Source organism: Chromohalobacter sp. HP20-39 (genome assembly GCF_033052815.1).
GTDB lineage: Bacteria > Pseudomonadota > Gammaproteobacteria > Pseudomonadales > Halomonadaceae > Chromohalobacter.
The window spans coordinates 496,451-519,438 of the sequence record NZ_JAWHTP010000003.1; the positions used below are offsets into that span (position 1 = coordinate 496,451).

At 61.3% G+C, this 22,988-nt stretch carries 23 protein-coding genes; 5 read left to right on the top strand and 18 right to left on the bottom strand.

The genetic code is table 11. The features are described from left to right. The first annotated feature begins 109 nt into the window (after nt 1-109). Nucleotides 110-1,732, top strand: a complete 1,623-nt coding sequence (gene flgK / locus RVY79_RS08995; RefSeq protein WP_317463785.1) for a flagellar hook-associated protein FlgK — start codon at nt 110-112, stop codon at nt 1,730-1,732. Between the two features lie 118 nt (nt 1,733-1,850). Continuing rightward, nucleotides 1,851-3,080, top strand: coding sequence for a flagellar hook-associated protein FlgL (gene flgL / locus RVY79_RS09000; protein ID WP_317463786.1), 1,230 nt, complete (start codon nt 1,851-1,853; stop codon nt 3,078-3,080). 126 nt (nt 3,081-3,206) lie between these two features. Here the strand turns inward: flgL and fliR are convergent, their stop codons facing one another. From fliR to fliF, 13 genes are all read right to left on the bottom strand, one after another. After that, the gene (gene fliR, locus RVY79_RS09005; RefSeq protein WP_317463787.1) at nt 3,207-3,992 is read right to left on the bottom strand and encodes a flagellar biosynthetic protein FliR; all 786 of its coding nucleotides are present in this window, start codon (nt 3,990-3,992) and stop codon (nt 3,207-3,209) included. 6 nt (nt 3,993-3,998) lie between these two features. After that, nucleotides 3,999-4,268 carry a flagellar biosynthesis protein FliQ gene (gene fliQ, locus RVY79_RS09010; protein ID WP_317463788.1) on the bottom strand — a complete coding sequence of 90 codons (270 nt, stop codon included), beginning with the start codon at nt 4,266-4,268 and terminating at the stop codon, nt 3,999-4,001. 57 nt (nt 4,269-4,325) lie between these two features. Beyond that, nucleotides 4,326-5,102 carry a flagellar type III secretion system pore protein FliP gene (gene fliP, locus RVY79_RS09015; RefSeq protein WP_411161715.1) on the bottom strand — a complete coding sequence of 259 codons (777 nt, stop codon included), beginning with the start codon at nt 5,100-5,102 and terminating at the stop codon, nt 4,326-4,328. Then, a complete protein-coding gene (gene fliO, locus RVY79_RS09020) occupies nt 5,099-5,569 on the bottom strand; it encodes a flagellar biosynthetic protein FliO (RefSeq protein ID WP_317463789.1) in 471 nt (156 codons plus the stop codon). Before fliO ends, fliP begins: the two co-directional genes overlap by 4 nt. Continuing rightward, entirely contained in the window at nt 5,566-6,096 is a 531-nt protein-coding gene (gene fliN / locus RVY79_RS09025; protein ID WP_317463790.1) for a flagellar motor switch protein FliN, read from the bottom strand. The genes fliO and fliN overlap by 4 nt, the downstream gene beginning before the upstream one ends. Then, nucleotides 6,089-7,105: a flagellar motor switch protein FliM gene (gene fliM / locus RVY79_RS09030; protein ID WP_317463791.1), complete on the bottom strand. Its 1,017-nt coding sequence runs from the start codon at nt 7,103-7,105 to the stop codon at nt 6,089-6,091. The genes fliN and fliM overlap by 8 nt, the downstream gene beginning before the upstream one ends. Nucleotides 7,106-7,111: 6 nt before the next feature. Further along, nucleotides 7,112-7,597, bottom strand: coding sequence for a flagellar basal body-associated protein FliL (gene fliL / locus RVY79_RS09035; RefSeq protein WP_317463792.1), 486 nt, complete (start codon nt 7,595-7,597; stop codon nt 7,112-7,114). Nucleotides 7,598-7,755: 158 nt separating this feature from the next. Then, on the bottom strand, nt 7,756-9,144 hold the full coding sequence (locus RVY79_RS09040) for a flagellar hook-length control protein FliK (protein ID WP_317463793.1): 1,389 nt from the start codon (nt 9,142-9,144) through the stop codon (nt 7,756-7,758). A gap of 12 nt (nt 9,145-9,156) precedes the next feature. Continuing rightward, nucleotides 9,157-9,654 carry a flagellar export protein FliJ gene (gene fliJ, locus RVY79_RS09045; protein WP_317463794.1) on the bottom strand — a complete coding sequence of 166 codons (498 nt, stop codon included), beginning with the start codon at nt 9,652-9,654 and terminating at the stop codon, nt 9,157-9,159. Between the two features lie 34 nt (nt 9,655-9,688). Further along, entirely contained in the window at nt 9,689-11,095 is a 1,407-nt protein-coding gene (gene fliI, locus RVY79_RS09050; RefSeq protein ID WP_317463795.1) for a flagellar protein export ATPase FliI, read from the bottom strand. Next, complete coding sequence (locus RVY79_RS09055) at nt 11,088-11,858, bottom strand: flagellar assembly protein FliH (protein WP_317463796.1); 771 nt, start codon at nt 11,856-11,858, stop codon at nt 11,088-11,090. The genes fliI and RVY79_RS09055 overlap by 8 nt, the downstream gene beginning before the upstream one ends. Further along, the gene (gene fliG / locus RVY79_RS09060; RefSeq protein ID WP_317463797.1) at nt 11,851-12,846 is read right to left on the bottom strand and encodes a flagellar motor switch protein FliG; all 996 of its coding nucleotides are present in this window, start codon (nt 12,844-12,846) and stop codon (nt 11,851-11,853) included. Before fliG ends, RVY79_RS09055 begins: the two co-directional genes overlap by 8 nt. Further along, nucleotides 12,839-14,662, bottom strand: a complete 1,824-nt coding sequence (gene fliF / locus RVY79_RS09065; protein ID WP_317463798.1) for a flagellar basal-body MS-ring/collar protein FliF — start codon at nt 14,660-14,662, stop codon at nt 12,839-12,841. Before fliF ends, fliG begins: the two co-directional genes overlap by 8 nt. Nucleotides 14,663-14,945: 283 nt before the next feature. On the opposite strand from fliF, the gene fliE reads away from it, so the two are divergent. After that, nucleotides 14,946-15,269: a flagellar hook-basal body complex protein FliE gene (fliE, locus tag RVY79_RS09070; RefSeq protein WP_317463799.1), complete on the top strand. Its 324-nt coding sequence runs from the start codon at nt 14,946-14,948 to the stop codon at nt 15,267-15,269. 75 nt (nt 15,270-15,344) lie between these two features. Here the strand turns inward: fliE and RVY79_RS09075 are convergent, their stop codons facing one another. Next, on the bottom strand, nt 15,345-16,445 hold the full coding sequence (locus RVY79_RS09075; RefSeq protein WP_317463800.1) for an NAD(P)/FAD-dependent oxidoreductase: 1,101 nt from the start codon (nt 16,443-16,445) through the stop codon (nt 15,345-15,347). Nucleotides 16,446-16,539: 94 nt separating this feature from the next. Beyond that, nucleotides 16,540-17,511, bottom strand: a complete 972-nt coding sequence (gene rarD / locus RVY79_RS09080) for an EamA family transporter RarD (protein ID WP_317463801.1) — start codon at nt 17,509-17,511, stop codon at nt 16,540-16,542. A 121-nt stretch (nt 17,512-17,632) separates the two neighbouring features. Here rarD and RVY79_RS09085 point away from each other — a divergent pair, with 121 nt between their 5' ends. Both RVY79_RS09085 and rsuA read left to right on the top strand, forming a co-directional pair. After that, complete coding sequence (locus RVY79_RS09085; protein WP_317463802.1) at nt 17,633-18,436, top strand: amidohydrolase; 804 nt, start codon at nt 17,633-17,635, stop codon at nt 18,434-18,436. 9 nt (nt 18,437-18,445) lie between these two features. After that, complete coding sequence (rsuA, locus tag RVY79_RS09090; protein ID WP_317463803.1) at nt 18,446-19,153, top strand: 16S rRNA pseudouridine(516) synthase RsuA; 708 nt, start codon at nt 18,446-18,448, stop codon at nt 19,151-19,153. Nucleotides 19,154-19,230: 77 nt separating this feature from the next. Here rsuA and RVY79_RS09095 read toward each other — a convergent pair whose 3' ends face one another. Genes RVY79_RS09095 through RVY79_RS09105 form a run of 3 tightly spaced genes read right to left on the bottom strand, consistent with a single transcriptional unit; the run spans nt 19,231 to nt 22,986 of the window. Then, nucleotides 19,231-20,826, bottom strand: coding sequence for a dipeptide ABC transporter ATP-binding protein (locus RVY79_RS09095; protein ID WP_317463804.1), 1,596 nt, complete (start codon nt 20,824-20,826; stop codon nt 19,231-19,233). Then, nucleotides 20,816-21,907, bottom strand: coding sequence for an ABC transporter permease (locus RVY79_RS09100; RefSeq protein ID WP_317463805.1), 1,092 nt, complete (start codon nt 21,905-21,907; stop codon nt 20,816-20,818). Before RVY79_RS09100 ends, RVY79_RS09095 begins: the two co-directional genes overlap by 11 nt. A gap of 11 nt (nt 21,908-21,918) precedes the next feature. After that, nucleotides 21,919-22,986 carry a microcin C ABC transporter permease YejB gene (locus tag RVY79_RS09105; RefSeq protein ID WP_317463806.1) on the bottom strand — a complete coding sequence of 356 codons (1,068 nt, stop codon included), beginning with the start codon at nt 22,984-22,986 and terminating at the stop codon, nt 21,919-21,921. Between the last annotated feature and the right edge of the window lie 2 nt (nt 22,987-22,988).

Consider the following 22,988-nt stretch of genomic DNA (forward strand, 5'->3'; position numbering starts at 1 on the left):
GGATTTTTCCTCAAGTCGCGCGCGCTATGGCCGATACCCTAAATAATCACTATTCGTCGTGCCGGCCACACTTGATAGCGTCCGGTGCCCCTAGCCAGGAAAAGGTGTCATGAGCATTTTCTCGATTGGACTGAGTGGCCTCAGTGCTGCCCAGACAGCGTTGTCGACGACCAGCAACAACCTGAGCAACGTCTACACCGAGGGCTACAATCGTCAGGTGACGATCCTGGGGGAAAGCTATAGCAACGGCTCGACGGGGACCGGGGTCTCGGTCGACGAGGTGCAGCGCCAATTCAACAGCTACGTCACCGAGCAGTACAACGACGCCAACAGCCAGAAAAGCGCCCTCAAGAGTTATCAGAGCCAGGTCTCTCAGATCGATAATCTGCTGGCCGATAGCGATGCGGGGCTTGCGCCCCTGGTTCAGGATTTCTTCTCCAGCCTTGACGATCTTTCCGGCGCGGCATCCGATCCTGCAGCTCGCGAGGGCGTGCTGGGCTCGGCCTCGTCGATGGCGGCGCAGTTTCGTTCGTTCGACTCTTATCTCAGTGACATGCGTAGCAGCCTCAATGGCCAGCTCGAAGGGGCGGTGACGGACATCAACAACACCGCCACGCAGATCGCCTCGCTCAACGACCAGATCACTCAGGCACGTGCCAAGTCCGGTGGCGAAGAGCCCAATACGCTGCTCGACAAGCGCGACAAGTTGGTTGCCGATCTCAATGAGTTGGTGGGGGCCGAGCTGAACGTTCAGGATGGCAAGACCTACAACATCAACCTGGAAAATGGCCAGCCGCTGGTCTCGGGCACCAGGAGCTACGACCTCGAGGCGGTAGCCTCCAATGAGGACCCGTCGCGTACCGTGATCGGCTATCGCGATGCCGGGGGAAACGTCAACCAGATCGATGATAGCGCTTTTGAGAACGGCGAACTGGGTGGCTTGTTGTCGTTCCGCAACGAGACGCTGGATAGCGTGCAGAATCAGCTCGGCCGCATGACGGTGGTGCTGGGCTCGGAATTCAACGCCGTGCATGAAAGTGGCAAGGATCTCAACGGCGACGCTGGCAAAGCCTTCTTCGATATCGGCTCGCCGCGCGTGATGACCAATAGCCAAAATGACGGCAATGGGGCGATCACCGCCGAATATAGCGACGTCAATAAACTGACCTCGAGCGATTACCGGATCACCTACTCGGGAGGAGAGTATCAAGCCGAGAAACTATCGGACGGTGATACGACAACCTTGACGCCGGATGCCAGCGGCGATGTTCAGCTCGATGGCATGACATTGAATATCTCCGGCACTGCGCAGGAAGGCGATTCCTTTATGTTGCAGCCGACGCGCACCGCGTCTCAGGATTTCGAAGTGGCGATCAGTGAGGGCGCGGAGATCGCCGCCGCAAGTAACGCAGGCGGTAGCGGCAATAATGAAAATGCACTGGCGCTGCTCGACTTGCAGAGCCAGAAGATCGTCGGAGGCACCTCGTCGATCAGCGATGCTTACGCGTCTCTGGTCAATGACGTTGGGAACACCACCAATATCACGCAGGTCAATCTGGACGCGCAATCGGGGCTCACCGAGCAATTGCGTGAGTATCAGCAGTCCGAGTCGGGCGTGAACCTGGATGAAGAATACGCCAACCTGATGCGCTATCAGCAGTATTACCAAGCCAATGCCCGGGTCATCGACGTAGGGTCGACCGTCCTCGATTCGGTGCTGCAGTTGCGTTGATAAAGCCGGTAGAACGACGCTATCAAGGCCATGACGGTTGGGGTGCGTTCTTGAAGATAACGTTCGCGAAGACAATATGACGCTGGGTGAACACAGCGTGGTGACGAGGTAAGCAAAGATGCGTATCAGCACCGTGACGATGTACGAGCAAGGCGTTTCGGCAATGAATCGCCAGCAAAGCGATTTTACCGAGATCGGACAGCAGATTGCGTCTGGCAAGCGGGTGGTGAACCCATCCGACGATCCGCGCGCTGCCTCTCGGGCGGTCAGTGTGTCGCAGTCGTTGGCGGTCAATGCGCAGCAGGAAAGTAGCCGCACGACGGCGCGCAATGCCCTGGGGCAGGAGGAAAGTGTCCTTTCTAGTGTCAGCGATGCCATTACATCGGCTCAGTCGCTGATCGTACAGGCCGGTAACGGTACCTTGAGTGATGCTGATCGCCAATCGCTGGCCTCGGATCTCGAGGGTAAGTTCGAAACGCTGGTGGGGCTTTCCAATACCACTGACGGTAATGGCACTTACTTGTTCAGCGGCTATCAGGACAATGCCAAGGCCTTCTCGCGGACCGATACCGGCGCGGGTGTCGATACCATCAGTTATGAAGGCGATCAGGGTACCAAGCAGCAGAAAGTGGATGCCGAGCGGCTCATGGCGACCAACGATACCGGCACCGATGTGTTCATGAGTTTCTCGTCGGGTAGCGAATACATCGCTGAGGCCGGTGATGCCAACACGGGCAGCGTCACCTTCACGGGGCCGGATGTACGCAATGCTGACGATCCCGCGCATGGTGAAACATTCGATATCACCTTCAATGGCGATGGCACCTACGACATTGCAAGCAACGGGCCGGAGTTTACCGACCAGACCAATGTGGCGTACACCGATGGTGAGACCATCGAATTTGGTGGCATGGCGTTGACGCTGGAAGGCGAGCCGGCAGGCGGTGATTCGTTTACTGTCACGCCGGGTGGCGAGATGAGCAATGAGCAGGCCAGCTTGTTCAAGACCATCGGCGATACCATCAATGCGCTGCGTCAGCCCGTCGATACCGATGCCGACCAGGCGGCGCTGGATAACACCCTGTCTACCGCCAGTCGCAAGCTGGACGCCTCGCTGGATAACGTGCTGACCACGCGGGCCTCGGTCGGTGCGCGCATGAACGAACTGGACGCTCTAGACGATGTGGGTGGCAACCGCGAACTTGCCTACGAGCAGACACGCTCCGATCTGGTCGATCTGGACTACAACTCGGCGATCTCCGATTACATGCTCAGTAAGGTAGGTCTGCAGGCATCGCAGAAGTCGTTCGCCGATATTCAGAAGATGTCACTGTTCCAGTATCTGTGAACCAGGTCACCCTGAACGCAGCACCGTGTTTACGCACGTAAATCCTGCCTGAAAGCCAAACGCCACGTTCGTCAGGACGTGGCGTTTCAGATTCTACCTAAAGGCAAGTTTTGATAGATAGAACATCTAGCCGCCCGCCAAGCGTTGCACCACTTCCTGCATGGTGTTCAGGCTTTCGCTGAAGATGATCTCCAGAAAGCGCAAAAGGTCCGGCATCAGCGTCATCAGCAACACGACCCCGGTGGTCAGGGTCATGGGAAAACCTATCGAGAAGATCGACAACTGCGGCGAGGCACGGTTGAGTACCCCGAGTGTCAGGTTGATGATCAGTAATGAGACGATCAAGGGCAGTGCCATCAGTACGCCGGATGTGAAAATCTCGCCCCCCCAGCGGGCGATGAGCTCACCGGCGCTGGCATCCACTCTGGGACCGCCGACCGGTAGGGTCTGGAAGGAATTGGCGAGAATCTCCAGCGTCATCAAATGCCCATTGAGTGCCAGGAACATGAGCAGGGTGATCATCTGAAAGATGCGCGATAGCACCATGCTGTTGCCAACGCCTGGGGTGAAGAAGGTCGCGAAAGCTAGTCCCATTTGCAGGCCGATGAACTCGCCGGCGGCCTGGACCACGGCGATGGTTACGCGCAGAACCATGCCCATGGCGATCCCGATCAACATCTCCTGCATGAGAATGCCCAGGCCACCGATCGAGACGATGGGGGTATCGGGCATTGGCGGCAAAGCGGGGGCGATGACAAAGGCAATCAGCGCCCCGAGCACAATCGATACCTGGCGCGGTACGCTATGCTGGCTCCATAAGGGGGAGGCCGCCAGAAAAGCGAGGATGCGTACGAACGGCCAAAAGAATAGCGTCAACCATTCGTGCAACTGGTCGAACGTTACCTGAACCATGGACGTTTAGCTGACCATCGCAGGAAGGTTCCGAAACAGTTCCTGGGTGAAATCGACGATGGTTTGAATCAGCCATGGCCCGGCGATGACCAACGCACCGACGACGCCGAGAATCTTGGGGATGAACGTTAGCGTCATCTCATTGATCTGGGTGGCCGCCTGGAACAGGCTGACCAGCAGACCGATCAACAAGGCCGTCATCAGTAGAGGGCCGGCGAGCATGAGGGTGACCTTCATGCCTCGGTAAGCCAGCCCCATGACCATTTCGGGGGTCATGGCGGAATCTCCTCGCGTTGCTTAGGTGTCAGTGGCCTATACGCGACCACCCGCAGTTTACATATAAAAGCTTTCGGCCAGTGAGCCGATCAGTAGCTGCCAGCCATCGACGAGCACGAACAGCATTAGCTTGAAGGGCAGGGAAATCGTTGCCGGTGGCACCATCATCATCCCGAGTGCCATCAGCACACTGGCCACTACCAGGTCGATGATCAAAAACGGAATGAAGATACTGAAGCCGATCTGGAAAGCGGTCTTGAGTTCGCTGGTCAGGAAGGCCGGCACCAACAGGCGCATCGGGACATCTTCGGGGCCCTGCATTTCACCGGCATCGGCCATGCGCGCAAAGAGCGCCAAATCGGCTTCACGCGTCTGGCCGAACATGAACTCGCGAAATGGTTGGCTGCCTTGCTGCAGGGCTTGCTGAAGGCTTATCTGATCCTCGGAAAAAGGCACCCACGCCTGCTCATGCACACGGTCGATGACCGGCGACATGATGAAAAACGTCATGAAAAGCGCCAAGCCTAGCAATACCTGGTTGGGGGGTGTCGATTGGGTGCCGATCGCCGTACGCAGTAGGCTGAGCACGATGATGATGCGGGTAAAGCAGGTCATCCCCAGCAGCAACGCAGGCAAGAAGGCCAATGAGCTGAGCAGGAGCAGTGTCTGCAGGCTCAGTGACCAGCGCTGACCCCCGTCGCCCGTGGGTTCGCTGACGATGCCGGAAATTTCCTGTCCCCAGCCCAGCGCGGGCCAGGCCAGCAACAGTAGCGCCAGGCTTCGACGCAGCATGACGGCGACGTCTATCCGGTTGAGCATGGCAACGACGTTCATCGATCGGATTCCTTGTCCGCAGTAGCGGCATCCTGAGATCGCGAGGCGGTGTAGTCAGGCGATTTGCGGCCGATATTCTGCGCCAACGCCTGGCGGAAGCGCTGGGCGAAGCTTCCGCTGAGCGGTGCTGGGGGCGTCGGCGCGTCGCTTTTCTCGGCGGCCGGCATGTCCTTGAGCAGGTTGACCTGGTTGCCGCCGACACCGAGTACTAGCCAGCGTCCATCGATTTCGACGATGGTCACACGCTCGCGTTGTCCGACTGCGGTGTTGGATACTACCTTGACGTGCTGGGACGCACGCAGGCGCCCCGGCGTCAGCCGGCGCAGCAGCCAGGCACACAGCAGGATGATGGCGACGATCAACGCCAGAGAGAGGGTGGCCTTGCCTACCCACGCCATGCCCATGGCGGCTTCATCGCTACCGTTGAGCGAGATGGCCGCCTCGCGTGCGCTGTCGGCGACACTCATTTGTTCAGCTTTTTGACGCGTTCCGAGGGGGTGATGATCTCGGTGATGCGGATGCCGTACTTGTCATCCACGACCACGACTTCCCCTTGCGCGATCAGATAGCCATTGATGAGAATATCCATGGGTTCGCCGGCCAGGCCATCCAGTTCGATCACCGAGCCTTGGGCAAGTTCGAGCAACTGCTTGATAGTGATGCGGGTGCGTCCCAGCTCCACGCTCAGCTTGACCGGGATATCCATGATCAGATCGAGGTCACGCGGGGTCGTGCCGGCGACTCCTTCGTCGAGCTGCTTGAACACTTGGTGTTCGGCGTTTTGCGCGCGTGACGCGCTGGTGTCCGAAGCAGCCTCAGCGCTTGGCGCGTCATCCTCGGTCGCTTCTTGCTCGGCCATTGCCGCCGCCCACAGGTCTTCTTCTGCATCGGCGGCACTCTCATCGGTATCCGTGGCGGCATCTTTCTGTTCCGCCATGGCCTCGGCCCACTCGTCCTCGGTGCCTTTCTGATCGGGGTTCTTGGAATCAGTCATCTTTCGGATCCTTCGCTGCAACTTGGCTCGAGCCGTGTTCGATGAGGTGCCGAACGCGCAACGCGCGTTGGGATTTCTGGCTGCCGTAATCGCATGTCATCACGGGAATGCCATCGACGCTGACATTCACCGCCTCGGGTAATTCGATGGGGATGATGTCGCCCACCGAGAGTTGGGTGACATCCCGCAGGCGCAAGGGGATGTCGACGAAATCGGCGGTCAATTCCACGTCCGAGTGACGAATTTCTTGAGCCATGCGCGCCTCCCACTGCTGTTCCTCGTCGGGATGCGTGTCGTGCAGCGGGCTGGCGAGCGTATCCCGGATCGGCTCGATCATCGAGTAGGGAATACAGATGTTGAACTCGCTGGAGAGATTGCCGACCTCGACATGGAAAGTGCTGTTGACGACGATCTCGTTCGGCGAGTTGGTGATGTTGGCGAACTTCACCTGGAGTTCCGAACGCGTGTATTCGATTTCCAGCGGATAGACCGATTTCCACGATTCGCTGTAACCATCCAGCGCCAGCTTGAGCATGCGATGGATGATGCGCTGTTCGGTGCGCGTGAATTCTCGCCCCTCGGATTTGGTGAGGAAGCGCCCGTCGCCGCCGAACAGGTTGTCGACCACCATGAAGACCAGGCTGGGCGGGAACACCACCAGCGCCGAGCCTCGCAACGGCTTCATGGTGATCAAGTTGAGATTGGTGGGCACCGGCAGGTTGCGCGAGAACTCGCTATAGCTTTGATAGCGAACGCTTTCCACCGTGATGTCGGCGCTACGCCGCATCAGGTTGAAAAGCGCCACGCGGAACTGACGGGCGAAGCGTTCGTTGATGATATCCAGCGCATGGAGCCGCTCGCGAATGATGCGATGCTGCTTGGCGGGATCGAACGGACGCACCTTTCCCTGACGCGAAGTATCGTCTTCCTTCGCGCTTTCTTCGTCACCGCTCACGCCCTTTAGGAGCGCGTCGATCTCTTCCTGCGAGAGCAGATCGTCTTGGGACATGTTGTCTTATTGCACAATGAATTCGGAAAATAGCACGCCGGTGACGTCCAGAGGCGGCTGCGGCTCGGCCAGCGGTTCGTCGAACGACGCCAGAATCTGATTGGCAAGACGTTGCTTGCCTTCGGGCTTGATAAGGACCTCGGCCTCCTGGCTGGAAAGCAACATCAGCAAACGGCTGCGCACTTCCGGCATGTATTGCTGCAGGATCTCTTTCGTCTTCTTGTCGCCCACCTGCAGAGAAAGGCCGACATAGAGCAGTCGGTTACTGTATTCGTCGTGTTGCAAGTTGACCGTGAACGGCTCGATCTTGACGAAAATAGGGGCCGGTGCTTCTTCGGGCTCGCTCGGTTTCTCGTTGGCTGACGCTTCCTGACGCGAGTCCATGAGCAGGTAAACGCCAATGGAGCTACCGACTGAGAACAGGACGAGCAGCAGTCCTATGAGCCATAGGGACTTGCCGCGCTTGTTGGTTGCCGATTCGGACTTGGCCATCGTTTATATCTATTCGCTTCGACGTAGATGAAGTGGGCCGAGTATGGCGATAGAAGGCGCTATTCGATTGCTCGAATAGAAAGCTTCACGCACGCCACTTCGGGCTTTGCCGAGACGCCCATCGACGGACGCCTCTTTAGTGTTATCGGCAGCTAGGCTCAGGCATAAAGGCTAATGCCCGAGGACGCGATATATTGCAGTGGCGTCTCGTTCAGGGGCGGCATATCTGCGTCCGAGTCATTGGCGAGAAGCCCGCCATCGGTACTTCCCCCAGAGCCGGGCTGGTCTTGTTGCTCGTCGGACTGTTGCTGAAACTGGTCCTGTTCACCGACGGAGGTCTCGCCCAGGGCGATGCCGCTATCGGCGAGGGCTTCGCGCAATTGCGGGATCGCTGCTTCCAGGGCGTGGCGTACGGCGCCGTGAGCGGAGAAGAACTGCAGGTTGGCCTGCTGCTGATCACCCATCTTGAGCGAGACACTCAATGGGCCCAGTTCGGCGGGGTGCAGGCGTAACTCGATCTGCTGGTCACCGCGTTGCGCCATGCGCACGACCTGCTGTCCCAGTGACTGTCCCCATGCGGCCATACCAACCTGGGGCGTGAGTGTTGCGGTGGCGGATGCGCCGGCGGCACTGGCAGCCGCGTTAGCATTGACCGCAGCGCCGGTGGTGGCATTACCCGAGGCGGCGTGGGGCCCCAGATTGGTGAAGAGCGACGTATCGCCCTGTCGCTCCATGTGCTGGCCCGACAAGGCCTCGCCACCCTGTGCATTGGCGACGGCCTGGGCCTGCTGCACCAAGGTGGCACTGAACGCCGCTGCCGGGGATACCTGGCCATTGGTTTGCGAGGACGCCTGTCCTGACGCGCTCTGTGCGTTCTGCATCAACTGCATGAGCGATGGCGCGTCTTGCCCGGTGTTGGTGGCGGCGTTGGTTAGCCGAGCCATGAGATCCCGGGGCGAAGTCGCATCGCCCGTCGCGTTTTGCGAGGCACTGGAGGATTGCTGGATGAGCAGCATGCGTTGCTGGATGTCGTTGAGCGACAGCTCGCCGCGCTGGCCGGCCAGCGTGCCGGAGCTGCCCTGAGCTTGGGCGATGCCAGTGGTTTTAGTCGCCACGTTCGCCGGCAGCTGCGCGGCGAGTAGCGCCGCCAGAGCGTCGTTGGCGAGCGCTGAATCGCTCTGCGCATCTCCGCCCAGCGTTTGCTGTATTTCTGCCAGGCGTTGCGTCAGGGCTTCGAGCTGGCTGGCGTCGCCGCTTTCGAGCCAGTCGCTGAGCAGCTTGGCGTCATCGCTGTCTTGCATCAACACGCCAAGTGCCGCCGCGAGATCGTTGCCTCCGTCCTGAGACGTGTTGTCCTTGGCAAGCGGCTGGGTGTCGCTGGCAACGCGCTTGACTTCCGAGCCGCCACGGGCCTTGCCCAAGAGGCTAGCGAACGGTGAGGCGCCGTCTTCGGCATTCTTGCCACTGCGCGATTCGCCAGCGCTGCCGTGGGAGGTTGCGGAGGCGTGATTACTGCCTTGGAGGTTGTTCAGCAGGGCAATATCCATGTGCGTGCCTCGTCAAAAGCGGTTATTGGAATGTGTGGTGTCCGTCGCGGTGATATCGAGACCGCGATCGTTTTCCTGCTGGCGCGACATGCGCGCCGACATCTCATCGAAGAGTTGCTGCTCACGTCGTGTGGCACGTTTTTGCTCGACCTGTTCGCGGCGTGAGACCAGCGTATCGTAGGTATTGAGCTTGCGTCTCTCGCCTTGCCACGCTTGTTGCTGACGATCGAGATGGCGCTGCTGGTCATGGAGCGCCTTGCGCTGACTGGCGATGGCCTGATCGAGGGAGGCTAGAAACTGCTGATAATTGTGCCAGTTGGCGGGCTCGATGCCTTTTTCCATGCTTGCGTCGAGGCGCTGACGGTACTCGTGCCGATAGTTCAAGAGCTGGTCCAGGCGTTGCTGCGTTTCCTGCAGGCTGCGCTGGGAATGCCCCACCGACTGTGCCGCTTGATCGCAGGTTTCCTGCGCTAATTCCTTGAGCGTGGTGAGCGGTGAGCGTGCGTTCATGAGAGCTCCTTACCGCGATGCAGAGTGAATGACATCAGCGCGTCTCCGGGAATAGCGATGCCAGGGCGTCCAGGGTCGCGTTGACATCGGCCTGTTCGTTGATTCCCTGCTGGAGGAAACCTTCGAGACGCGGATACAGGGCGACGGCGCGATCGAGCTGCGGGTCGTGGCCTGCGGCATAGGCGCCGACACTGATCAGGTCACGATTGCGTTGATAACGCGAGAAAAGCTGCTTGAAGCGTTGCGCGCGACGTTGATGAACACCTTCGGTGATAGCGGTCATCGCGCGGCTGATCGAGGCTTCGATATCGATGGCGGGGTAGTGCCCGCTCTCCGCCAGATCCCGCGAGAGGACGACGTGGCCATCGAGAATCGCGCGCGCAGCATCGGCGATGGGATCCTGCTGATCATCGCCCTCGGTGAGCACGGTATAAAAAGCGGTGATCGACCCGCCGCCGGGTTTGCCGTTGCCGGCGCGTTCGACAAGCCCCGGCAAGCGCGCGAAGACGGACGGCGGATAGCCCTTGGTGGCGGGCGGCTCGCCCACGGCGAGGGCAATCTCGCGCATGGCCATGGCATAGCGTGTCAGGGAATCCATGATCAGCAGGACGTTACGCCCCTCGTCGCGAAAGCCCTCGGCGATGCGCGTGGCGTAAGCGGCACCTTGTAGACGCTGCAGCGGCGAGACGTCGGCGGGCGCGGCGACGACCACGGCGCGTTCACGCCCCTCGGCGCCGAGGATATTCTCGATGAAGTCCTTGACCTCGCGACCACGCTCGCCGATCAGGCCGACGACGATGACATCGGCCTGGGTGTAGCGCGACATCATGCCCAGCAACACACTCTTGCCGACCCCTGAGCCGGCGAAAAGCCCCATGCGCTGCCCACGGCCGACGCTCAACAAGCCGTTGATGGCGCGAATACCCACATCGATGACGGACTCGATGGGGGCACGGTCGAGCGGGTTGATGGGCCGCGTGTTCAAAGGGGCATGCGGTGCGTTCTCCAGTGAGCCTTTGCCGTCGAGCGCGCGGCCGTTGCCGTCCAGCACGCGCCCGAGAAGCGCATCGCCGAGTGGGAAGCGGCGTGCGCTTGTGGCATCGCGCTGGTTGCTGCCCAGCGTCAGCACACGTGCCCCCGGCACCAGGCCCTGGGTGTCACCCAATGGCATGAGAAACAGTCGATCACCGGCAAAGCCGACCACTTCGGCTTCGGCATAGTCGGTGTGCCCGTGCTGGGCGAGTTCCACCAGGCAAGCGCTGCCCAGGGGGAGGCGTAAACCGGTGGCTTCGAGCACCAGCCCGGTGGCACGCACGATCTTGCCATGGGGGCGGCGTGAATCCAGCCCCTCGATACGCTGCGCGACCTTGCCCAGGGCGCGCTGCCAATGGGCGCCATGCGAAGTCTCGTTGTGCGTATCGGCAAGGTGCGTGTCAGTCATTACCGGCCTCCGGCCCCGTTGCCGGGGAAGGCGCGACATGGCGCTGGCGGCGCTGATTCAACGCGGCTTGCCAGCGGGTCTCCAGCGTGGCATCGAGCCCGCCGGTGGCGCTTTCGGCGCGGCAACCGCCGCGTTGCAACGAGGTGTCTTCGAGTAGTGTCCAATGAGCCGCTTCGAGCTCGGTGCCCAGGTGATCGTTGACCAGCGCAAGATCGTCGGGGTGCAGCCACAGTTGGCAGGGGCCGTCGAGCACGGGCTCCTCGTGGAGTAGCTGGCGAACGAGCGTCACGACATGCTCGGGTGTGGCGACCAAGGCTTCGTCGGCTAGATGTTTGCCGGTGAGCATGGCCAGTTCGACGAGTTGATCGGCAAGCTGAGTATCCATGCCATCCAGCGCCGCGCGGAATTCGCCGGCCAGTTGGCCGAGCGGGGCGAGGGCATCGTCGAGCTGGCGCTTGGCTTCCTGTTCGCCTGCTTCGCGGCCTTCCTGGAGGCCTTGTGCGTAACCTGCCTGACGGCCTTCTTCGAAGCCGGCGTCGTAACCTTCACGATGGGCGATATCGCGTGTCTTGCGATGCAATGCATCGCGCTCTTCGGCGAGACGCTGGCGCTGTTGGCGTCGGCGCTGCTCGAAGCGTTGCGCCCGGTCGAGCTGATCGCTGCCGTTGTCATGGTCACGCGGGAGTTCGTCCATGCGCCAGGGGCGCCAGCGCTGGTCGTCCGGCGTATGAATGACATCGTCGGATAGCGGCTTGTCAGACATAACTGTCGTCGCCTCCGCTGAGTACTATTTCGCCGTTGTCGGCCAGGCGGCGCACCACCTGCAGAATCGCTTTCTGCTCGGTCTCCACCTGGGAAACGCGCACCGGACCGCGTGCCTCGAGGTCTTCGCGCATGAGTGTGGCTGCGCGTTGCGACATGTTCTGCGTGATCTTTTCGACCAGTGCTTCCTGGGCACCCTTGAGGGCCACCACCAACGAGTTGGTGTCGACTTCCTTGAGGATGAGCTGGATGCCTCGGTCGTCGATGTCGAGGATGTTCTCGAACAGGAACATCTCGTCGATGATGCGCTGCGCGAGGTCGTCGTTGTGTGCCCGCACGGCGTCGATGACCAGCTCTTCCTGAGACGAGTTCATCAGGTTGAGGATCTCGGCGGCAGTTCTTACGCCACCCATCTTGCTGCGCTTGACGTTCTGGCCGTCGAGCATGCTGCCGAGCACCTCGGTGAGTTCCTGCAAGGCTGCCGGTTGCACGCCGCTGAAGGTGGCGATGCGCAGCACGACATCGTTGCGCAGTTTATCGTCGAGCTGTTCGAGCACATCGGCGGCCAAGTTGCGATCCAGGTGGATGACGATGGTGGCGATGATCTGTGGGTGCTCGTCACGGATCAGCTCGGCGACGGTGGTGCTTTCCATCAGGTTCAGCGCATCGATGCCCGAGGCGGAACCGGTCGTCTCGAGGATGTCCTCGATCAGGCTATTGGCCCGCTCGCTGCCCAGTGCCTTGGTGAGCACGGTGCGAATGTGTTCGCTGCTGTGCAGGTTGACGGCGGAGAACTGCTCCACCTCGTCGTGGAACTCGCTCAGCGCCTCTTCCATTTCCTCGTGCGAGATCTGGCTCAACGAGGCCATTTCCAGGCTGATTTCCTGGACCTCTTTGTTGCTGAGGTACTTGAAGACCTCGGCGGCGCTGTCCTCGTCTAGCGAGAGCAGCAGAATTGCGCTTCGGCGAGCGCCGCTCATCTTACTCATGGGAACTCATCCAGCCTCTGACGATCATGGCGACGAGACGCGGGTCTTCCTGGGCGATCTCACGTACGTCACGGAGGTTTTGCTCATAGCTGGCCGAGCGGCGTTCACGCCGCTTCTGTGGCGGTGCCGGTGGCTCTTCCTCGGCGTGAGCCGTCTCGGCTTGAGTGGCCGCGTAGGCATCGGCCCCACCGCCTGCCCCGGCAGTTGCACCGGCGGGGCTCGGCATGGCCGGCGTGAAGGCGGGGCGTTCGCTCTGACGTTGAATCAGCGGGCGCAGCACCTTGAACCACAGGAACAGGGCGATGAGGCCGATCAGCAGATATTGGCCCAGCGTGGCGGCCAGCGACCAAAGTCGGGGAGATTCCCACCACGGTGCTTCGGGGAGTTGCTTGGACGTCTCCTCGAAGGGTGAGTTGACGACCTTGAGCTGATCACCGCGTGCTGCCGAGAAGCCGATGGCTTGCTGGGCGAGGCTACGAATGTTGGCGATTTCCTCGTCGCTTAGCGGCACCCGCGTGGGGTTGCCGTCTTCGTCGACGCCGTTGCGATAGTTGACCACGATGGCGGCATTGAGGCGCTCGATGGTGCCGGTCTGCTTCTTTACATGCTCGACTGTGTGGTCGACTTCATAGTTGATGGTCTGGTTGCTGCTCGTGCGTCCTTGGGGAGCTTCTTCCTGGGCCGCATCGTTTTCAGCGCCTTGCGCGTCGTCCCCCTGAGCGGCATCCCCCTGGGCAGCGTTGTTGCCTTCTCCATCATTGCCCTCGGCATCGGCTTGCGCGGCGTTGATGGGAGAGGCAGCGATACCCGGTGGTTGATTGCTCAGCGCGCCGGGAATGCCCATGGCCAGATCGCCGGCACCGCTGTAGCTGACGCTGGTCTGCTTGCTACGCACGGCCGCTTGGTTGGGCGGCTGGTTAGGATCGTAGGTTTCGCTGGTGGCCTCACGCTTGGAGAAGTCGAGTTGTGCGGAGACCTCAGCCTTGACGTTGCCCGCACCGACGATGGGCGCCAGGATCGATTCGATGCGCTGGGCATAGTTGCGTTCGACGCGGGCGGCGTAATCCAGTTGTGAACCGCTGAGCACGCTGTTGCCATCGTTGGCCGGAGAGAGCATGCGCCCTGTCTGGTCGACCACTGTCACGTCGCTGGTGGCAAGCTCGGATACGCTGCTCGAAACCATGTGCATGATGGCTTGTACCTGGCCTTCGCCAAGGACGCGTCCACGTTGCAGGTCGAGCACCACCGAGGCGCTGGCAGGTTCGCTTTCGCGCACGAAAACCGAGGGTTTGGCCATGGCCAGGTGAACGCGAGCGCTGGATACCGGGCCGAGTTCTTCGATGGTGCGGGCAAGCTCACCCTGGAGGGCGCGCTGATAGTTGACATGCTCGGTGAACTGACTGATGCCGAAAGACTGCCTGTCCATCAGTTCGAAACCGACACCGGACGCTTCGGGTAAGCCTTGCTCGGCCAGCAGCAGGCGCAACCTGTTGACCCGGTCGGCGGGTACCAAAAGGGCTTGGCCGTTCTCGCTGAACTGGTAGGGCACGCCCATGCTGTCGAGCTCGGTGACGATCTTGCCACCATCTTTCTGAGTGAGCGTTGAATAAAGGACGCGATACTCGGGCGAGCGTGCCCAGAGCAGCAATACGGCAATGACCGCGACGCACAAGGCGGCGGCGATGATCAGCGGTACACGCGGATTGCTTCGCAAGCGGTCGATGAACGATTGAGCATTGGCCGGGGCGGCGCTGCCCTGACGTTGCCCTGACGCACCTTGAGTGGCCTCGTTCGAGGAGGATGCTGCTGTGCTCATGTCATCCTCCGGCGACGCCGGGGTAGGCACTGAAACGGTCCAGCGGCAAGCATGGGGGTGTCCAACTCCAGAATTCTGCGCATCGTTTGATGCCTCGTGAGACGGTGTGATCGATACCGTGACGAGGCGTATGTGTGATGACCGCTATTATGTGGAGCTAAGAAAAGCATAAAGGGCGGAAAAGCCGATGTTTTAGGTCTCAATTGCAGATATGACGCATGCTGGTTTGCTGATAGGGTTCGTCAACGTATCCCGGAGCTTTTCGAACGGTGGAGGTGAAGTCATGAGTGCACCGGCCATTTCCCAGGCACTTCAGCAAATGCAGTCCATGGCCAATCAGGCGGGCCAGATGCCTGGGAGTCAGGTCAATACGTCGGTCGGCAGCGGTGGTTTTACCGGCGAATTGCATAGTGCGATCTCACGCATCAATAGCTTGAAGCAGACCGCCAACGCTCAGATCAAGGCGTTCGAGGCGGGCGCCCCGGGCGTGGAGCTCAACGATGTGATGGTCGATATGCAAAAGGCCAGCATCGCCTTTGAAATGGGTACACAGGTACGCAACCGCTTTGTGACGGCCTATAAGGATGTCATGAATATGCAGGTGTGACGCGCGAGCGTTGCCAGGCACCGTCATCCTCGGCGGTGCGATGCGTCGTGGCTCTTGCCTTGAGCCGACGCCTACCTACCGATAATGCCGCAAGAAGCGCATATCGATATAGCGCTTGAGCCGCAAGGCCAGGCGACCGCCTCGCCAGTGTTCCCCGTAAAGCGCCAACCCCTTGTCGTGCATGTCGACGATGGCCAGTGCCGTGGCCGGTGGATGGTAATCGCGCAGTGGCGTGCCATTCTGCAGGGCAATCAGATTCTGCAGTAGCACGGGGCCCTGGCGTACGCCTTCGATGCCGCGCTTGGGGAGGGGGTGATCGATCAATGAGGCGCAGTCGCCGACGGCGAAGACGGTGGCGTGCTCCTCGCTCTGTAGTGTCGCCTTGATACGGATGCCGTTATCGTCGAGCGCCAGTGGCAGGTCGGCGACGCAGTAGGCGGGGCGCAATCCCGTGGCGAGGACGATGTCATCGGGAAAGACATCCAGAGTGTCGAGCCATCCGGCGCCACCATCGAAGGCCACGTTGGGTTGCCATTCGACGCCCAGGCGTGCCAACTGACGACTGGCCCACCGGGACGCGTCGTCCGGTGCGGCGAGCAAGAGGCGCGAGTGGCGGGTGGCCAGGCGAATGTCGTTGGCGGCCCCGAGGCGTTGGCTCAGCCCCGCCAGATTGGCGGCCATTTCCACGCCGGAGGGCCCGCCGCCGACTACGAGCATGCGCAAAGCACGGTGCTGCTGCGCCGAAGCGTGTACATGCTGGCGCAGCGCGTCGAGGCGCTCGATAGGCTTGACGTGCCAGTAGCGCGCGTCGCCCCAGGCAGGCACGGTTGCGCCGGTCGGGGTCGGCGGGACGACGTCGCTGCCCACATTGAGTGAGAGGACATCGAAGGCGATGTGTTGACCGTCGGCGAGGAAGACATGCTTGGTATGCACGTCGAGTGCCACGAAAGGCGCTGTGACATGCTCGATGCCATGACGTGCGGCGAGGGCGGCAATGTCGAGGCTGCAGGCGTCTCGCGGTGCGCCGCCAAGCAGTCGTGCGGCCCTGCCCGAATACCAGAAACGCGTGGGAGCCACGAGTGTGATGCGATAGCCGGCGCGACGTAACGCGGTCGCATGTTTCAGCAAGTGGAGGTGCGCGTGACCGGCACCCACCAGCACCAGGTGCGTCGTCATGAAGGCGTGTTTCCTCGGGCCAGGCGGTTGTCGCGAGACATATCGCGGCGACCATGCATTCACTCTAGGCTATGTTGGTGCCGTGACGCATCTCTTACTTGGCGCCGGCGTGCCGGCCTTGCCAGGCGGAAAGCGAATACATCGCCAGCCCGAGCCAGATAAGCACGAAGGTGATGAGTTGCAGGGTGCCTAATGGCTCGCGAAAGATCAGCAGTGCGATCAAGAATTGCAGGGTGGGGTTGATGTACATCAAGAACCCTACTGTCGACAGGCGCAGCCGTCGTGCGGCCCCGGCGAAGGCCAGTAATGGCAGAGCCGTCAGGGCGCCACTCGCGATCAGTAGCGTGGTGTTGTGTACGCCATCGCCGAAATGAGAGAGCCCGGCGACCTCGAACCAGGTCACGGCGATCAGCCCAAGGGGCAGCAATATCAACGTTTCGACGAACAGCCCCGAGAGTCCATCCAGCGTGACTTGCTTGCGCAACAGGCCATAGGTGCCGAAGCTGAGCGCGAGGCAGATACTGATCCACGGCAGGCCGCCGAGCCCCACCAGTTGAACGCCGATGGCGACGATGGCGATGGCCACTGCGGCGCCCTGTAGGCGCGACATGCGCTCACGCAGCACCAGCATGCCCAGGGCCACATTGACCAGTGGTGTCATGAAATAGCCGAGGCTGGCCTGGAGGACGTGGTGGGTTTCCACGGCGTAGATGTAGAGCCCCCAGTTGAAACCGATGAGCAGGGCGCAACCCAGGACGCGTCCCAGCAAGCGCGGCGCGCGCAAGGCGGCCCTGACGGGTTGCCAGCGCCCCATGAGGGTGACTACCAAGGCCAGGAACAGGCACGCCCAGAGGATGCGGTGAGTGAGAATTTCCCAGGCGGGTACGCCCTCGAAAAGTGCGAAAAAAAGCGGAAAACAGCCCCACAGTGTATAGGCGGTCACGCCGAACGTAACGCCCTTGGCGACGTCCTTGTCCGCGGCAGTCGTCGGTGCGGAAGACGTGTCTTGCGGAGCACTCTCTTTAGTATTCTCTTTAACGCTCTCTTTGGCACTCTCTAGAGCCATGGGGACCTCAGCATGGGGCGACGAAACCGAATAGGCGAGCGCTAATCTAACATGGACGAAAGGGGCTTGCCGCTGCCCTGAGCTGGCCTTCAGACTGAATCATCAATCCGGGAGGTGTGTGATGAGCGAATTGCGTACGACTCTGGTGCAGGCTGACCTGCGCTGGGAAGATCCCCAAGCCAATTGCCGCTTGCTCGAGGAACGCCTGGGCACGCTCTCGGCGGACGATACGGACCTGATCGTGCTGCCGGAAATGTTCGCTACGGGGTTCACCATGAATTCCCGCGAGATGGCCGAGCCCATGGCGCAAAGTGCCACCGTTGCCTGGATGGTCGAACAAGCCCGCCAGCGTGGCTGCGTAGTGACCGGCAGCGTGGCCGTGGTCGAGGACGGCGAGTATTTCAATCGTCTTATCTGGGCGCGCCCGGATGGCGATATCACGCATTACGACAAGCGTCACCTGTTCCGCATGGCCGGCGAGCATGAGCGCTATGGCATGGGCAACGAGCGTGTCATCGTCGAGCTCAAGGGGTTTCGAATTCTGTTGAGTGTCTGCTATGACCTGCGATTTCCCGTATGGCTGCGCCAGCAGCCCGCGCCCGGCGAGCATTTCGAGTATGATGCGCTGCTGTGCGTCGCCAACTGGCCCGCGCCCCGTCGTCAGCCGTGGCGGACCCTGCTACAGGCACGTGCCGTCGAAAACCTCTGCTATGTGATCGGCGTCAATCGCGTTGGGGAAGACGCCAAGGGGCTGGCGTACGCGGGCGACTCGATGCTGGTCGACTTCAAGGGCGAGCCTTTGATCGACGAGCCACGCGACGCGCCCTTCATGCGTACCGGTCGCCTGGATCGCCAGGCGCTGAGTGCGTTCCGTGACAAATTTCCGGCCTGGATGGACGCCGATCGCTTCCAGGTCGAGGAGTGAATTGACTGCATGCGTCTCGACCGTTTTTTAAGTGAAAGTACCGAGCTGACGCGCTCGCTGGCCAAGAGAGCCCTGCACCGCGGCGAAGTCGAGGTGGATGGCGAAGTGATCAAGAATTCTGCCTTCAAACTCGGTGACAAACAGGACGTGCGTTGGATGGGCGCGCCTCTGGCCCTGGTCGGTGTGCGCTATCTGATGCTCAACAAGCCCACGGGCTACGAGTGCACGACACGTCCGGGGCGCTATCCCTCAGTGGTCGAGCTGCTGGATGTCACCAAGCGCGAGCGCCTGCACATCGCGGGGCGCCTGGATGTGGACACCACCGGACTCGTATTGATTACCGAGGATGGCCAGTGGTCGCATCGACTGACATCTCCCAAGCGGCGCTGCGACAAGCACTATCTCGTGACGCTGGCCCAGCCACTGATGGAAGGGGCGGAAGATCTCCTGGCAGCGGGGCTAATGCTGGAAAAGGAAGACAAGCCGACATTGCCCGCGCGCCTTGAGCGTCTGCCGACGTCGGGCGAAGATGAGGGGGTTCAAGCGCGGCTGGTCATTCAGGAAGGCCGCTACCATCAGATCAAGCGTATGTTCGCGGCGCTGGATAACGAGGTGGTGGCGTTGCACCGTGAGCAAGTCGGCGACATCGTTCTCGATCCAGCGCTCGCGACGGGCGAGTGGCGGGAGCTTAGCGAAGCGGAGATCGCTTCCATCTAGTTTATACCGTTATCTAGCATAAGCACTTATCGGTTCTTAACCTGACGGCGGCGTAATCAGACTGCCGGGGAAGCTCGTCAGGTATCGAGGTGCAGCCCAGAGGCCTCGAGAAGGCGCTTGGTATAGGGTTCTCGGGGCTGCCTGAGTAGCGTTTCGCAGTCGCCTTGCTCGATGATCTCGCCGTCCTTGAGCACCACGATTCGGTGCGCCATCGCGCGCACCACGGCGAGGTCGTGGCTGATGAACAGGTAGCTAAGCCCGCGTCGTGCCTGCAGGCCGCGGAGCAAGCCGATAAGCTGCTTCTGAACGCTGCGGTCGAGTGCGGAAGTCGGTTCGTCGAGTACCACGAGGTCGGGCTCGAGGATGATGGCGCGTGCCACGGCGATACGCTGGCGCTGGCCTCCCGAAAATTCATGCGGATAGCGCGCCGCGCAATTCGCCGGCAGACCGACTTCCTCGAGGGTGGTGGCGACCCGCTGCTCGACCTCTGCGTCGCTGAGAGTCGGGTGATGGAAGCGCAGCCCTTCACTGACGATATCCATGACCGGCATGCGTGGCGAGAGCGAGCCGTAGGGATCCTGGAAGACGACTTGAAAGCGCCGCCGACGGCGGCGTAGCGCGTTGCCGCGTAATGTATCCAGGCGTTCGCCATCGAAGAGGATCTCGCCGTCGGCGGCGGTCAGGCATAGAAGCGCCAATGCCAGGGTGGTCTTGCCGGAGCCGGATTCCCCGACCAGGCCCAGTGTTTCGCCGCGCGCCAGGGTGATATCCAACGGCTGGACGGCCACGAAGGGGGCGGGGCGGCGCCCGAACCAGGACTTGCTGCGCGCGAAGGAGACGCCGAGGTGGTGTCCCGCGAGCAGCATCTGGCGTGCCGCCGGCAACGGCGCGGCATGGCCATCGGGGTTGGCGTCGAGCAGGTGTTGGGTATAGGTCGCGCGGGGGGTATCGAAGACGCGTGTGACGCTGCCGCTTTCGACGAGTCGACCGTGCTGCATGACATGCACGTTGTCGGCATGCCGGCGCACCAGGTTGAGATCATGAGTGATGAACAGCATGGCCATGCCATTGGCGTCGCGTAATCGTGCCAGCAAGGCCAAAATTTCCTGCTGTACGGTGACATCGAGCGCCGTGGTCGGCTCATCGGCGATGAGCAGTCGTGGCGCGTTGGCGATGGCCATGGCGATCACCACGCGCTGGCGTTGCCCGCCCGAGAGTTGATGGGGGTGCGCGTCGAGGAGTTCATCGGGGCGTGGCAACTGTACTTCCACGAGCAGTTCCCGGGCGCGCTGGCGGGCGGCACGGCCGCGCAAGCCTTGGTGAAGACGCAGTGCTTCGCTGAGCTGCTTGCCGACCGGGTGCAAGGGGTTGAGCGAGGTCGTGGGTTCCTGGAACACGAAGCCGACTTGACCGCCGCGCAGCGTATTCCAGCGCCGCGGTGATAAACCCTCGAGAGATTCTCCGCAGAGCCGGCGTCCGCCCTCGACTCGCGCGCCAGGCGGCAGCAGATCGAGGGCGCCGAGGGCGGAGACCGACTTGCCGGAGCCGGATTCACCGACCAGCGCCGCGGTTTCACCACGTCGTATGGTAAGTGACAGGTCTTCGACGACGCGCATGTCGCCGAAGGCAATGCTTAGCGCATCGAGTTCGAATACGACGTCGTCATTGGCCATGCGCGGTTCTCCCGGGTAGATCGTCGGTATCGGCGGAGGTTGACGGGGTGGTGCTGGGCACGTGGCGCGGGTCGAAGGCGTCACGCAGTCCTTCACCGATGAACACCAACAGCGAGAGCATGATCCCGAGACTCAGGAAGGCCGTGATGCCAAGCCAGGGCGCTTGCAGGTTGTTCTTGCCTTGGGCGACGAGTTCACCCAGTGAGGGCGAGCCGGGCGGCAGTCCGAAGCCCAGGAAATCCAGCGCGGTGAGGGTGGTGATCGCGCCGGTGAACAAAAACGGGATGAAGGTCAAGGTGGCGACCATGGCGTTGGGTAGTACGTGGCGCCACATGATCAGGCGCGAGGGCAGCCCCATGGCGCGTGCCGCGCGCACGTACTCGAGATTGCGTGCGCGCAGAAATTCGGCACGCACGATGTCGACCAGCCCCAGCCAGGAAAACAGCAGCATGATGCCCAGCAGCCACCACAGGTTGGGTTGCACCAGGCTGGCGAGGATGATCAGCAGGAACAGTACCGGGATGCCCGACCAGATTTCGATGATGCGCTGGCCGATCAGGTCGACCTTGCCGCCGAAATAGCCTTGTATGCCGCCAAACAGGACCCCGAGCACCATGGAGCCCAGCGTCAGTATCACAGCGAAGACCACCGACAGGCGAAAACCGTAGAGCACGCGGGCGAAGACGTCGCGGCCGTGGTCATCGGTTCCCAGCCAGTGGCGCGCTGAGGGCGGTGAAGGCGCAGGTCCCTCTAACTGACGATCCAGCGTGTCGTAGGAGAAGGGCACGATCGGCCATAGCATCCAGCCCTGCGATGTTATGTTTTCCCGGACCACGGGATCGCGATAGTCGGCCGTGGTAGGGAGGAAGCCCCCGAATTCGGTTTCGGGATAATCGAATACCACCGGCGCGTACCACTGACCTTGATAATACATGACGAGAGGCTTGTCATTGGCGATCAACTCGGCGCCCAGGCTGGCGATCAGCAGCAGGGCGAAGGCCCACAGCGACCACCAGGCGCGACGGTTGCCGCGAAAGATCTGCCAGCGACGGCGGGCGATGGGAGACGGTTGCGCGCGCATGCGAAGTGTCATCATGCCCCCCGTGTCGCGAAGTCGATGCGTGGGTCGACCCATACATAGGTGAGATCCGAGATCAGCTTGAGCACCAAGCCGATCAAGGTGTAGAGATACAGGGTGCCGAAGATGACCGGGTAATCGCGCTGCATGACGGCTTCGAAGCCGAGTAATCCAAGGCCGTCGAGCGAGAAGATGACCTCGATCAACAGCGACCCGGTGAAGAAGATGCCGATCAGTGCCGAGGGGAGTCCCGCGATGATGATCAGCATCGCGTTGCGGAACACGTGGCCGTAGAGTACGCGGTTCTCGCCAGCGCCCTTGGCGCGTGCGGTGAGGACGTATTGCTTGTGGATCTCGTCGAGGAAGCTGTTCTTGGTCAGCATGGTGAGCGTGGCGAAGCTGCCGATGGCCGAGGCCAGCACGGGCAGCGCGATGTGCCAGAAATAATCCTGGATCTTGCCCCACCAGGAAAGATCGGCGAAGTCCGGCGAGGTCAGCCCGCGTAGCGGAAACCAGTCCAGGTAGCTGCCGCCGGCGAACACCACGATCAAAAAGATGGCGAACAAGAATCCCGGCACGGCGTATCCCACAATGATCAGCCCCGACGTCCAGACATCAAAGCGTGAGCCGTGGCGCAGGGCCTTGCGTATGCCCAGCGGTATCGAGATCGAATACACCAGTAGCGTGGTCCAGAGTCCCAGTGAGATCGATACCGGTAGGCGTTCGACGATCAGGTCGATCACCGGCCGCCCGCGGAAAAAGCTCTCACCCAGATCGAAGGTGGCGTAATCGGCGAGCATGCCGAAGAACCGCTCCACGGGGGGCTTGTCGAAACCGAACTGCTTCTCTAGTGCCGCTTCTAGGCGCGGGTCGATACCGCGTACGTTACGGGTATCGCCGCTGGATGTCTCGCCGCCGCTTTCCAGGCGCGTGCTGGCGTTGCTGTCCATTCCTTCGAAGCGGGCCAGCATCTGGTCGATAGGGCCGCCCGGTGCCACCTGCACGATAATGAAATTGAGCAGCAATATACCCAGCAAGGTGGGAATCATCAGCAGCAGGCGGCGTAGGATGTAGTTAGCCACGA